Annotated in this window: 9 protein-coding genes; 3 read left to right on the top strand and 6 right to left on the bottom strand. The window is 61.8% G+C overall.

The features are described 5' to 3' along the window. A partial coding sequence (locus NKI06_RS20035) for a LacI family DNA-binding transcriptional regulator (protein WP_352986829.1) occupies nucleotides 1-836 on the bottom strand: 836 nt, incomplete at its 3' end. Between the two features lie 225 nt (nucleotides 837-1,061). Between NKI06_RS20035 and NKI06_RS20030 the strand changes: the two genes are divergently transcribed. Beyond that, nucleotides 1,062-2,447 carry an FAD-binding oxidoreductase gene (locus NKI06_RS20030; RefSeq protein ID WP_352986828.1) on the top strand — a complete coding sequence of 462 codons (1,386 nt, stop codon included), beginning with the start codon at nucleotides 1,062-1,064 and terminating at the stop codon, nucleotides 2,445-2,447. 13 nt (nucleotides 2,448-2,460) lie between these two features. On the opposite strand, the gene NKI06_RS20025 is transcribed toward NKI06_RS20030, so the two are convergent. Next, nucleotides 2,461-3,105: a YjbE family putative metal transport protein gene (locus tag NKI06_RS20025; RefSeq protein WP_352986826.1), complete on the bottom strand. Its 645-nt coding sequence runs from the start codon at nucleotides 3,103-3,105 to the stop codon at nucleotides 2,461-2,463. Between the two features lie 256 nt (nucleotides 3,106-3,361). On the opposite strand from NKI06_RS20025, the gene NKI06_RS20020 reads away from it, so the two are divergent. Further along, nucleotides 3,362-4,009, top strand: coding sequence for a ThuA domain-containing protein (locus NKI06_RS20020; protein WP_023726317.1), 648 nt, complete (start codon nucleotides 3,362-3,364; stop codon nucleotides 4,007-4,009). Nucleotides 4,010-4,208: 199 nt separating this feature from the next. Here NKI06_RS20020 and NKI06_RS20015 read toward each other — a convergent pair whose 3' ends face one another. The 4 genes from NKI06_RS20015 to NKI06_RS20000 all read right to left on the bottom strand — a co-directional run bounded on the left by NKI06_RS20015 (nucleotide 4,209) and on the right by NKI06_RS20000 (nucleotide 11,192). Next, nucleotides 4,209-5,744: an HlyD family type I secretion periplasmic adaptor subunit gene (locus NKI06_RS20015; RefSeq protein ID WP_023726318.1), complete on the bottom strand. Its 1,536-nt coding sequence runs from the start codon at nucleotides 5,742-5,744 to the stop codon at nucleotides 4,209-4,211. 3 nt (nucleotides 5,745-5,747) lie between these two features. After that, nucleotides 5,748-7,463, bottom strand: coding sequence for a type I secretion system permease/ATPase (locus tag NKI06_RS20010; RefSeq protein WP_023726319.1), 1,716 nt, complete (start codon nucleotides 7,461-7,463; stop codon nucleotides 5,748-5,750). Nucleotides 7,464-7,568: 105 nt separating this feature from the next. After that, nucleotides 7,569-10,376: a DUF5801 repeats-in-toxin domain-containing protein gene (locus NKI06_RS20005; protein ID WP_023726320.1), complete on the bottom strand. Its 2,808-nt coding sequence runs from the start codon at nucleotides 10,374-10,376 to the stop codon at nucleotides 7,569-7,571. Nucleotides 10,377-10,712: 336 nt separating this feature from the next. After that, the gene (locus tag NKI06_RS20000; protein ID WP_352444505.1) at nucleotides 10,713-11,192 is read right to left on the bottom strand and encodes a response regulator transcription factor; all 480 of its coding nucleotides are present in this window, start codon (nucleotides 11,190-11,192) and stop codon (nucleotides 10,713-10,715) included. Nucleotides 11,193-11,738: 546 nt separating this feature from the next. On the opposite strand from NKI06_RS20000, the gene NKI06_RS19995 reads away from it, so the two are divergent. Then, entirely contained in the window at nucleotides 11,739-12,824 is a 1,086-nt protein-coding gene (locus NKI06_RS19995) for an OmpA family protein (RefSeq protein WP_352811922.1), read from the top strand. Nucleotides 12,825-12,870 lie beyond the last annotated feature (46 nt).

Below are 12,870 nucleotides of genomic sequence, written 5' to 3'. Positions count from 1 at the left end.
CGGGGCCCCCCGCGGGTGGGGCGGGGCAGCCCCCGGGTCTGCGGGGCCACCCCCCCGGGCTGGCGGGGCACCCCCCGGGTTTGGCGGGGCACACCCCGGGTGTGCCCGGCCAGGCCGCTGGCCCCGAGCATCTGTTCCATCTGCTCGTAGCCGATGCGCTCGAAATCCCATGTGTAGTCTCGGGTGTTGCCGATAACCACCGGCTCCTGGCCAAGCTGACGCATCGCGGCGACGTAACTGTTCAGGCGCTCCGGCGAATTGTGATTGACATGCGGGACGTCGAAATAGACCGGGGCGTCGCCGGAGCGGCAGAGATAGTCGACGATGGTCGAGACGCTCTGGGCATTGTTGTTGCCGACAAAGGGCGTGCCGCCTTCAAGATAGGTGTCGAAATAGACGACCGGCATTGTCTGGGTCAGCTTCTCCAGCGTGCGCCGGTCCGAACGCAAGCCGAGCGGCGCGATCAGCGCGCCCGAAACTTTCAGCGACAGGATGGTACGTGTCGCCTCCATTTCGAGCTCGGTTGAGCCATGCGAGGAGATGACGATCGGCCAGTAGCCCTCGTCGCGCAGCCTGAGCTCGATGCGGCTGACCATTTCGGAATAGAAGGGATCGGTGACCGTCGGTACGACAATGCCGATGGCGCGGGTGCGCTTGCGGTTGAGGTTGCGGGCAAACAGATTGGGCTGGTAGTCGGACGACCGCAACGCCTCTTCGATGCGCTTGCGCGTTGCCGGCTTGACGCTGGTCGGATCGTCGAAATATTTCGACAGCGTCGGCCTGGAGACGCCGCAGGAGCGGGCGAAATCCTCCATCGTCTTGTGCGTCATTGGCATTCAATCCTCGTCTGGCACGCGCCAGAACCTCGGTCATCCCTTGACGCTGCCCACGGTCCTGCAGCCGGCGCGTCCGCCACGCGACGGCAGACGAAATTTACAGGAAACGTCAGTGGGTTCAACGCGCAATGACAGATTATACCGTGCGTAAATTTGTTCAATTGACGCGAAAATTGTCGCGCATCAAAGTCCCGGTCACAAAGAGCGCTGAAAAGTCCAGGCACCATGACACAACAGATCGATCGGCTTCTTTCCCAGCTATATCGTCGGCTCGATGCCGCCGCGATTGTGATCGGCGATGCTATCGATCCGCGCTATGGCGACGACCTCTCCGGCAAGGGCGGCGGCCAGCCCGAACTGGTCTTGCGTCCGCGCAACGCCGCCGACGTCGCCGAAATCCTGCGCCTATGCAGTGGTATCGGCCAGAAGCTGGTCGTCCATGGCGGCCGCACCGGGCTGGCCGGCGGCGCGCGCGTGCAGCCGGGCGAAGCGGTGCTGTCGCTGGAGCGCATGACCGCGGTCGAAGCGCCCGACCGCGCCGCGGCAACCATCATCGCGGAAGCCGGCGCGCCGCTGCAAATGGTGCAGGAAGCGGCCGATGCGTCCGGCCTGATGTTCGGCGTCGATATCGGCGCGCGCGGCACGGCGACGGTCGGCGGCAACATCGCCACCAATGCTGGCGGCATTCGCGTGCTGCGCTACGGCATGTACCGCGCCCAGGTGCTGGGGCTGGAGGCCGTGCTTGCCGACGGCTCGATCCTGACTTCGTTGCGTGGCCTGGCCAAGGACAATTCGGGATACGATCTCAACCAGCTTTTCATTGGCAGCGAAGGCACGCTGGGCGTGGTTACTCGCGCCTGCCTGCGGCTGCATCCCAAGCCCGCCACCGAGGTTGCCGCCTTTTGCGCCCTTGGCTCGCTGGAGGCGGCGATTGCGTTGCTGGGGTTGCTCAAGCAGCGGCTCGGGCCCTTGCTTTCGGCCTATGAGGTAAACTTCTCGCCGCTCTACGGCGCCATGATTGCCGGCATGGCCGCGCCGGCGCCGCTGCCTGTCGGCGCGCCCGTCTATGTGCTGGCCGAGATCCAGGGCAGCCAGGCCGAGCTGGACGGCGAGCGTTTCGCGTCGGTGCTGATGCAGGCGGTCGAAGACGGCATCGTCGCCGACGTGGTCGTCTCGCAGTCGCCGCGCGAATTCCGTGCGCTATGGGATGTGCGCGAAGAGGCCAACCGCTTCCTGTTTGCGATCGAGGGCATGATCGGCGTCGACATCAGCATCCCGTTGGCGACCATGGCGGGTTTCCTGCGCAACGCCGAAGCCGCGATCCACGCCGTCGACAGCCGCGCCGAGATCTACGTCTTCGGCCATCTCGGCGACGGCAATCTGCACTATCAGGTCGACACCACGGAACCGGCGGCCGCCTATGAGATCATCTATCGCGGCGTGGCGGCATGCGGTGGCGCCGTCTCGGCCGAGCACGGCATCGGCCTCGACAAGAAGAAATGGCTGAACCTCGTGCGCAGCAACGCCGAACTATCAGCCATGCGCCGGCTGAAGGTGGCGTTCGATCCGCACAACATTCTCAACCCAGGGCGGATTTTCGATATCATTTGATCGCCAGGAGGATCTAGCTTGCAACTGGCGAGAGCAGCGCGTGGAAGTCGACCGTTCTCATCTGCTCGACGCCGTCCAGAGTCATATTTCCCGCGACATAGACGATGATTGCCAGACCGAGCCAGCCGATCCAGCGATACCTGGCAAGCAGCGCCGCCACCAGCGTCGAGGCGACCGCCATCAGAACCACCGACAGGATGAGACCGAACACCAGCGCATTCATGTCGTGGGCGGCGGCGCCCGCCACGGCCAGCACATTGTCCAGCGACATCGAGACATCGGCGACGACGATCTGCAGGATCGCGGTGCGCAGCGCCTTGGCCGGCCGCGCCGTCGCAAGTGCTACGGCTTCAGTGTCGACGTCCTCGCCGTCGCCGGCCGAGCGCAACTCCTGGAACATGTTCCAGCACACCCAGAACAAAAGCATGCCGCCGACCAGCATGATCCCCGGAATTTCCAGCAGTTGCACCGCGATCACCGCAAAGACGATGCGGATCACCGCCGCCGCGGCAATGCCGGCGATGATCGCCTTCTGCCGCAACGCCTTGGCGAGGCCTGCGGCCGCCATGCCGATCACCACGACATTGTCGCCAGACAGCACAAGGTTGATGGTGATGACTTCCAGATAGGCGGCGACAGTCGTCTGGTCGAAACTCATAAAGCGGTCTCCCCGGAAGGCTCCGGCTGGTTGCGGGCGCATCGGACCGATGTCTGCGCAACGCGAAGACAGCTGATTTGAGTGCAGCCCGGTATTGAAACAAGACGCCAGCGCGGCCAATCGGTCCTCATCCACGGAATTCATCGCCGGTTCGTGATTTCCGACCAGAAATGCCCGTCCCAGAATGCCCATCATGGAAGGAAGACAAAAGCGTTCCGCTTGCCTATCAATATTGCCGACCAAAGGAGAGACGAGCATGAGCAAGACGGCACTGATTTTCTGGGGCGGATGGGAAGGCCACACGCCGGCTCGCAGCGCCGCTGTCGTCAGCGAGATATTGACGGGGCATGGCTTCGAAGTGCGGATAGAAGAGGGCACATCGGCGCTCGCCGATCCGCAGCTCCCGGCCATCGATCTGATCGTTCCGGTGATCACCATGTCGACGATCGATAAACCGGAGCTGCAAAACCTCACCGCCGCCGTCAGCGGCGGGACCGGCCTTGCCGGCTTCCATGGCACCATGGGCGACAGTTTTCGCAACGAACCGGCCTATCAGTTCATGACCGGCGGCCAATGGGTCGCGCACCCCGGCGACATCATCGACTACCGTGTCGACATCATCAGCGACGATCCGATCGTCAGGGGTATCGAGGGTTTCGCCTACCATTCCGAGCAGTATTACATGCATGTCGACCCGAGCAACGAGGTGCTGGCGACGACGACGTTCAGCGGTGAGCATCTCGACTTCATCGACGGCGTCGTCATGCCCGTGGTCTGGAAGCGCCGCTATGGCAAGGGCCGCGTCTTCTTCAGCGCGCTCGGCCACACCGCGGATGAGTTTTCCGTGCCGCAAATGCGCACCATTCTCGAGCGTGGGGTGCTGTGGGCCAGCCGATCGGCCTGATCCCGGGCTTGGCGTCAAGCTGAGCGCAGTGGGACGGATTGCTTATAGCGATCGTCCAGTTCCGCGAAGCGGCGCTCCCGACACTGCTGGGGGCGCGCTGGCGAAGGAATCGCCAATGCCATGACACTCGAGCCGTATCGTTCGACGGGCGGCTTTTCGGAGGATTGGATGGCGTCGGGATACGGGAAAGTAGAAGACTCTAATTCTCTCTGAATCCTCGATTGAGCGAGTCGCGAACCGGCGCCAGCATATAGTCGAGCAGTGTGTGCTCGCCAGTCAGGATCATCACTTCGGCAGGCATGCCGGGCGACAATTTTACGTCATGGAGGGTTGCGAGGTCAGCCATATCGACTTTGATCTTGGCGAGAAAATAGGGTTCTCCGGTCCTCTCGTCCGTCAGCCGGTCGGCCGATACCGAGGTGAGCAACCCGTGGATTTGCGGAAGATGCCGTGTTGGATAGGCTGACAGCACAACGCGTGCCGGCATGTCCGGATGCACCATGTCGATGTCCCGCGGCTTGATCCGTGAATCGATGACCAGGTTGGACCCATTCGGAACGATATCGAGGAGGGGCTGGCCGCTGGAAATCACGCCAGATTCAGTTGTGACACGCACGTTCATCACTGTTCCCGCGATCGGCGCGACAATGTCAGTCCTGGCCAGCACATCCTGACGCGAGGGTAACAGGCTCCGCAATTCGGCCAGATCGCCGCGCACCTTGCCAAGATCCTCGTTCGCTTTCTCACCATCCTGTTGCCGCAAATTGAGAAGCTGCAGCTCGGTCTCGCCGATCTGCTGTTCGTTGCGCGCGACCTGCGACCGGTTCGACGCCTGGCTCGCTCGGATGTCGGCCTGGGCACGCTGCAGCGCAAGGATCCGCGGCAGGCGCTCCAATCCCTTTTTGTACATTTCCTGTGCCGAAGCGATCTCGCGGTCGATCAGCCCCAGTTGCTCCTCCTCGGCTGCGATCACTTCCCTGGACCCGGTGATTTGCTCCTCTATCTGCCGTATCCGCTTGTTGAGGATCTGCTCGCGCCCCTCGCGAGTGGCAAGGCGGCTGCGAAGCAGTTCCTGCTCTTCAGCGGCCACTTTCTGCCCGGCCTGGTTGTCAGCCGATGTCAGTTCCTTGGGAAAAATGATCTGATCTTCTCCGGCAACCTCCGCACCCAAGCGCGCTTCGACCGCCAGCAAGCGAATGTAGCGCTCATGCAGCTCGTCGTAGCGGCCCTGTGCATCGGTCGTCTTCATGCTTATCAGAACCTGGCCCGCTGTGACCTTGTCGCCATCCCGCACGTGGATCATCCCGATGATGCCGCCCTCCAGATGCTGAACGGTCTTCCGGTAGCCGTCCGGGCTGACGATGCCGGGGGCCACGATGGCGCTGGCCAGGAGGGCCACGTCTGACCAGAGGGCGATGCCGCCGACAAAGAACAGCGCGGAGAAATAGCCGAGTATACGCGCTGGACGCGTCCGGCGATTCAGGTCGCGCTTGCTATCGCGATATGCAGACGAACGCCGCCGGACAAGCCCGACAAGCCCGACAAGCACGAGCACGAACAGCGCGGTGGCAGTTGCAGCCAGCGCGGCGCGCGCCGGCACGTCCAGGCTGTCGAAACGGTTCGAAGCCGCCGCAGCTAGATCTCCAGCAGCGACAACTAACCTGTCCAGCACGTCACGCAGGCTGGCCATCAGCATGTCCATCATCTTCGACAGGTCGCTAAATCGGTCGCTCATGGCTCACTCCGCCGCCTTCAATTTTGCCGGAACGACGACGCTGGTCTTGTCTTGCCCGGACGACGGCACGGCAGTCGGTTTGCGGTGACCGCCCAGCGCGCCCAGCACCTCGTCGCGCGTGCCGAACATCTTAACGGTGCCGTCGTGCATGAAAACGACATGATCCGCCGTACGCAGCAGGTTCGTCTGGTGGCTGACGAGAATGACGGTGCAGCCCCGTTCCTTCAAATGGTGAAGAACATTGAACAGAGCCATTTCACCATCGCCGTCGAGGCCAGTGTTCGGTTCGTCGAGCACGACGAGCGCGGGATTGCCGAATAGCGCCCGGGCGAGAGCGATGCGCTGACGTTGGCCACGCGAGATTCGCGCCCCATGCGGCCCCACCTCCGTTTGATAGCCATTTGGCATCCGCAATATCGTCTCGTGGATACCTGCGGCCTGCGCCGCGGCGATCACTGCGGCACTATCGACATCGCGCAAGCGCGCAATGTTGTCGGCGATCGTTCCCGGAAACAGCTCGACCTGCTGCGGCAGGTAGCCGATGTGCATTCCAAGCTGGTCCGAAGGCCAACTCGCGAGCTCTGCGCCGTCCAGCCTTACATGACCGAGCGAAGGCCGCAACGTTCCCACCATGAGGCGGCAAAGTGTGGTCTTGCCGGAACCCGACGGACCAATCACGCCGCAGGTCTCGCCGGCCTCGACGTTGAAGGATACTTTGTTCATCAGGGCCTGCTGTGTACCCGGCGCATGGTAGTGTGCGTTCTCGAGCCTTAGCCGGCCTTGCGGGCGGGGTAAGGTCACTTCACCGCCCTGCCTAGAATTGGTGTCCGCGAACAGGCGCATGAGGTTGCGACGCGCGGTGCGAGCGGTAACCAGGCTGCGCCAGGCTCCGATCGAGCGTTCTATCGGCGCAAGCGCGCGGCTCAGCAGTACCGATGCCGCGATCATCGATCCGGCCGTCAGTTCGCCGCGCAAGACAAAGTAGGCGCCAAGTCCCAGCACGGCCACTTGCAGGGCCATGCGCAGCGAGCGCGACAGGCTCCCGATGCTGGTCGTGCGACCGAGAAGTTGCGCCTGGATGGTCATCAACGACTGCTGCTTTTCTTCCCAGCGCTGCAGCGCCGAGCCCGACATGCCGAGCGAGCGCAACGTCTCAGCGCCATCGATGTATTGGCCGGCCGCGACCTGGTTGCGACGCAGCTCTGCCGACGTTTCCTGGCTCCTGCGGCGGGTAAAGAAATCATTGGCGAGCGCGCCGCAGAACAAAAGGATCGCCCCGATGAGTCCGAGCACGCCCAGTGCTGGGTGCAGAAGCCACATGAAAGCCAGGAAGACGGGCGTCCACGGCGCGTCGAGAAAGGTCAGCATGCTGTCGCCACCGACGAAACCGCGCAGGTCCGCTACGTCCTTCAGGCCGGCCTCGACGTTGCTACCCGCGAGGCGAGCCTCCATGGCTCGTTCGATCACCGGGACGTTCAACTGGTCGTCGAGCCATTGGCTGATATGGCCGAGGATCATGCGGCGGGCTTGTTCCAAAAGGCCATAGACGGCGATCGCGCCGATCACCGCCAGGGTGAGCCACACCAGCGTGTCGATCGACCCGCTCGACAGCACCCTGTCGTAGATCTGCAGCATGTAGACGGTGCTGGCGAGCATCAGGACGTTTGCAAGCAGGCTGAAGATGAGCAGGGCGGGCGCCTGGCGCCGGGCCAGATGCATTACCTCTTCGAACTGCGGTCTTGGCTGCGGCACGGCTCGCCCCCCATTGTGATGCTTTGGATTGTGCCGGCCCGGCGCCAGGAAAGGCGCCCGCCCGGTGTCGGGTCAGATGATGCCGTCCGGGGCGTCGACATGGACCGAGAACGTGTCGGTAAAGCTGTCATTGTCGCCGTCGACGAGATTGGCCGTGAAATCCAGGTCGAGCGGCGCCGGGTTGGACTCCTGCTCGAGCGAGAACTGAATCACGGGGATCTTGACGGTGCCCACGCCCATGATGAGCTGGACCGCCTCGATCTGCTTCGCGCCGCCGTCGATCTCGAAGTACTTCCCGCCCTCCGCGACGTCAGGAATGAGCGGGTCGTGGCGCGGGGCATTGCTGAGCATGCCCGCCGTCACGTCGGTAGGACCGCTGACGGTACCGTCCGTATAGTAGACGATGTAATAGAGGTCTTCCGTAGCCGGGTTGTAGCCGCCGACGGAGTTGTCGATATAGACCGTGACCTTATCCACGTCTTGCTGGGGATTGACCACGAAGCTCTCGTCGCCCGAGGTGATTGAGGTGCCGGCGAACAGCGGGGTACCCCCGCTCTTGCCGTCGAGGTTGTTGTTGTTGACGCCGATGCCCGAAGTCGACACGTTCATCTTCGATGAGCTGTTGATCAGGCTAGTGGCACCATACCCCTCCAGCGTTGCCTCGGTAGGGTCATTGTTGACCAGGTCTTCGATGTCGTTCGGGAAACTGCCCGCCCCATTCTCCAGGGGAGCGGTCACCAGATTGCTGAAGAAGATGACGTCACCGTCGTGACCGGTCGGCGGGAATTGCAGCGTTTGCACCGCGTCCGGACCGCCCGCCTTCAGCGAACCCTGTGTGGTGTCGAAGGTCGTGATCGTTCCGGGAGGGGTGTCGACGTCAAGGTCGTAAGTGCCGTTGACCGGATCGAAGGTCAGTGTGAAGTCCACGTCTTCAGCCGTGCCGTCGCCGTTGAAGTCATCGTGGATCGAGCCTGTGAAGGTGTAAGGGTCTGCCGCGTCCGGTGTCAGGGATAGGCCCGACGTTACCGTCGGGTTGGAGTCGATTGTATAATCGTCCAGCGTTACGCCCAGCAGGTTGAACCCGTCGGCGCCTGGGTCGTGCGTCCAGGTGCCATGGGCGCCACTGTCGTAGTCACCGGTTGCGTTCTCCACAGCAATTGCCGGCCCGGTGTCTTCGAAGGTGAAGGCACCGCCTATGTCGACCGAGGTGTGCGCGCTGTCGCCGTCGCCGTCGGTTGCGGTTGCGGTCAGGCTCACCAGGTTGGCGGCAAGGATGACCGGAGTGTCCGCCTCTACGGGATCGGTTGGATCGCCATGGACAACCGCACGCGACTGGTCGAGGGTCACGTTGCCGTCGGCATCGACCGAGATGCGGAACACCTCATCCGTGCCGGCAGTGCCGACGATGTCGCCGCCGACAACATTGAGAAGCACCTCAAGGCCGCTGAGCGTATCGAACACGCCGCTGGCGACGTTACTGCCGCCGCCGAGTACATCCAGCGTGTAGGTCACATCGTCGGTGGCCGCTGGTCCATCGACGCCAAAGTTCGGCGTGAACAGCGCCGCGAAGCTGGTCGAGTCGTCGGTAACGAAGTCCGAATCGCCGACCACCAGGGTCGGTACGTCATTGCCGGACGGCACGATCGATGGGCCGTCATCGTCGAAGTTGATCAAGGAGCCGACCTCTGCGCTGGCGACGTTGGTCTGATCTGTGCCGAAATGCACTTCCTTGACATCGAAATAGTCTTTTTGCTCGTCAATGTTCTTGATAGTGAAGCGGTCAAAGGTTGCGTCTGCGGTGAAATCGACCGTCACACCCTCCCCGACATTGTGAAGGATCACTCCCAGGTTGGTGTAATCAACCGTGATGCCCAGGGTGGCGGCATCCGTTACCACGCCGTTCAGCTTGAAAGTCACTGAGGCGATGTTGACTTCCGCATCGTTGTCATCACCCGGTAACGTGGCGCCTTTCGCGTTGTCATCATTGTTGTAGGCGTGGACCTCTATGTCAGCCACGGTATGGGTCGGAGTAGACTGCGAAATCGAGAAACCCGCGGTGGAGACGGTCTCGATGTGATCTGTGTAGTTCGGCGCGGTCGGCGTGTTGGTAAAGTTCTTGCCGGCGCTCTGGGTGCCGCCGTTGATCAGGTCGATCTGAAGCTCACGGCCAAAGCGCACGTCTTGTGATGAGACGCCCAGGCCTTGCGTGCTGACATTGACTTCAGCCTGTACGCCATTGTCATGAGCCGTGACCAGGATCTTCTGCGTGCTCGCCGTGTCAGCGTCGAGGATATACCACTTGTTGTGTCCGGGAGGGGCGTCACCAAGCGAGCTGAAATTCAGGACGCTGGTCCCGGTGACCGAGGCGTAGACTAGCTGATCCAGATCGATTAGATCGACGTCCGCGTTGTCAGGGTCCGGATTCATCAACGCCACGTACTGGACCAGGTACAGGTCCGCGTCGCCGTCCAGCGCAAACGAGAAGGCGAGGGGATCGAGTAATGGATCGGGCTCGCCAACTGAGGTCGGGTCAGAGGTCCCAATGACGCCGATCACGACGTCTGCATTGTTCGGGTCCTGGAACAGCCAGACATAATTGCCATCGACCGTCCGGATGCCGGTGACCGCGCCGTCGGTGGGTGAAAACGCAGTTCCCGAAGAGTCCTGGGCGAGAACGACCGAGGTGATGGTCTCCCCTGGGTCCGCAGAGGCCACCACGAAGTCCTCCTTGAAGGCGACCTCCAGCGCGGTGCCAAGATTCAGCAGATATTGCAGCGTGGTGTTGGTGCTGTACAGCGGATCGGATGGGTCAATATCATTGTCCGTGAGGCCAGCGCTCTCATCGATGATGATGTCATGAGCTGTGATGTCGATTGCCATGGAGATTCTCCCCTTTTTGAACAACATCAAGAAAAGGGGTTCACCCCCACCCGATGTCGGATGCACCTACCCCAGGGCATCCGCCGGCGCACAGAATTGCGGCCGTTTATCCTCCATTGTGCCGCCGACGCAGAGGACGCGTCCATTCGCGGTTCGATAGTGTTATGGTGAATGCCCCTACCTGATCGAACGATATACATCCTTCGAAAGATCGAGCCGCGACAGGCGCTCGCGGGCAACCGCGTTGGTATGGATCGATCGATATGCCGTGGGTTTCCGGCCTTTTGTCGGCATCTTGTCGACGCAGCCTGCCTTGCTAGCTCGCCGAAGGTAGGATCAAAGCCCGCTTTTGTGACTTGGTCCCAGATGGTCGGAAGCTTCGCCAAAAGTCGCCCAGGCGAGTTCCGCCCTGCTGCCGAGGCGGAGCTTCTCGTAGACGTGATGCAGGTGCATCTTCACCGTGCCTTCGGATACATGCAGTCGCTGCGCAATGATCTTGTTGCGCAGGCCGCGTGAAACAAGGCCGGCGACTTCCGTCTCGCGTCCAGTAAGCTTTGGCGCGCGCTGAGGCAGCGATCTCGGCGTCAGCAGATGCTGGAGGATATGGTCGTCGACCCACTTTCGGCCGCCTGCCACTGCATTGGCGCATTCGACAAGGTAGCTGTGGCTGATGCCGTCCATCAGCAGGCCGTCGGCATCGAGCTTGGGGATTTCGTTGAAGTCGAATCCGCCGTTTGGCTGCAGGATGTAGATGATGCCCAAAGGGCTGCTGGTGGCTCTCAGCCTTGCGGAAAGGCCGGCCGTCTGCCGGTCCACACCATCCAACCCTATGATGACAAGATCGGGCCGGTGGCGCTCCACCAAGGGGAGAACCTCAATCGTGTGGTGGCATTCTGCGACAACGCTGTGTCCCGCCTTCCGCAAAACCCACTCCAGACCGGCGAGATACACCCCCCGCGGGTCCGCGACTACCAAGCTCGACATGGGAACACGTCCGTAAAAAACGCAACGAACTTTGTTTAATATGTCAAGAAACCAGAGCTTCGGTCGATTGTCAAGGAGTTGCTAATATTGTAGTATATTCAAGGCTATGAATGGCATTTTCTGCGTTCGACAGGCCCGCCGAAGCGCTCGTGATCGCGCAAGGCGCCTCTGGATTTGACGCCTGTTAAGCTGCCAGTGATGACGGATTTTTGAGCTGTCTTCTCCCCTTGGGCAGACAGGCGGAGCTACTCGCAAAGCCAAATCATATGTTCTATGCTCGCTGGCATCACTGCGTTCGACAGCCGTGATCGGAACTGAGGTCTGTTGTCCTGAGGCGGGGCATCAATGTTCGAGGTCGGCGGATTTTTTCGGCAACGAATGCCGTTCTCAAAGGGCCGGCGCATCGTCGGCGCCCTTGCTCTCGTCGCCGCTGTATTCGGGCTGTTGCTGCTCGCACCGGAAGTGGCGAATGCGAAGCCGAACTGGACGCTCGATCCGGCGAATTCGACGCTCACCTATCAATCGGTGAAGAAGAACACCATTGTCGAAACCAACAAGATCAGGAACCTCTCGGGCACGCTGACATCGGATGGCGCCGCCAAGGTCACGTTCGACCTCAACTCGGTCGACACCGGCATCGACCTTCGCAATGTCCGCATGCGCTTCCTGTTCTTCGAAACCTTCAAATTCCCGACGGCGGAAGTGACGGCGAAAGTCGATCCCGCCGCTTTTGCCGATCTCGCCACCAAACGGCGCATGATCGCGCATATCCCGTTTCGCCTGAGCCTGCACGGCGTCGACAAGGACCTTGAGGCCAATGTCGTGGTCACCATGATCACCGACAGCATGGTGTCGATCGCCTCGGAGGCGCCGGTCGCCGTGCATGTCGAGGATTTCGGCCTGTTGCCCAACATCGAAAAACTCCAGCAGGCGGCCAATGTCAGCAGCATCGTCCCGACGGCTTCGGTGTCGTTCGACTTCGTCTTCACCGCTGATGGCGCCAAGCCTGCGGCCACGCCTGCCGTCGCGGCCGCAGCCCCAGCCGATGCCGGGCCGGTCGCCACAGATGCAGGCAAGACGTCCTTCAGCGACGATGAATGCCTGAACAGGTTCGAGGTGCTGTCGCGCACCGGCGCCGTCTATTTTCGCCCAGCCAGCGCTCGGCTCGATGAAAAGAGCCGCCCACTGCTGGCCGAGGTGGTCGGCGTCGTCGGCAAGTGTCCGAAACTGAAGGTCGAGGTTTCGGGCCATACCGATTCCGACGGCTCGCCGACGGCCAACAAGAACCTGTCGGAACGGCGCGCCAAGGCGGTAGCCGACGCGATCATCGCTGCGGGCATTCCATCGGCGCAGATCACGGCTTCCGGCTATGGCGAGGAAAAGCCGGTAGCGCCGAACGATACGCCGAAGAACAAGGCGCTGAACCGGCGGATCGAGTTCTCCGCCACGCCGCTCTCCAACTGAGCCGGTCCTTAACTGAGAAGGCCCGTCAACCGAAAAGGAATCCGGT

This window comes from Mesorhizobium sp. M0772, assembly GCF_040320135.1.
GTDB lineage: Bacteria > Pseudomonadota > Alphaproteobacteria > Rhizobiales > Rhizobiaceae > Mesorhizobium.
The sequence above is the reverse complement of the archived record's forward strand: the minus strand, read 5'-3'. Positions and strand labels throughout refer to the sequence as shown.

Coding starts and splice junctions, on each gene's coding strand:
- NKI06_RS20030 (WP_352986828.1), top strand. CDS start 1,062: ATGACACAACAGATCGATCGGCTTCTTTCCCAGCTATATCGTCGGCTC.
- NKI06_RS20025 (WP_352986826.1), bottom strand. CDS start 3,105: ATGAGTTTCGACCAGACGACTGTCGCCGCCTATCTGGAAGTCATCACC.
- NKI06_RS20020 (WP_023726317.1), top strand. CDS start 3,362: ATGAGCAAGACGGCACTGATTTTCTGGGGCGGATGGGAAGGCCACACG.
- NKI06_RS20015 (WP_023726318.1), bottom strand. CDS start 5,744: ATGAGCGACCGATTTAGCGACCTGTCGAAGATGATGGACATGCTGATG.
- NKI06_RS20010 (WP_023726319.1), bottom strand. CDS start 7,463: ATGCATCTGGCCCGGCGCCAGGCGCCCGCCCTGCTCATCTTCAGCCTG.
- NKI06_RS20005 (WP_023726320.1), bottom strand. CDS start 10,376: ATGGCAATCGACATCACAGCTCATGACATCATCATCGATGAGAGCGCT.
- NKI06_RS19995 (WP_352811922.1), top strand. CDS start 11,739: ATGCCGTTCTCAAAGGGCCGGCGCATCGTCGGCGCCCTTGCTCTCGTC.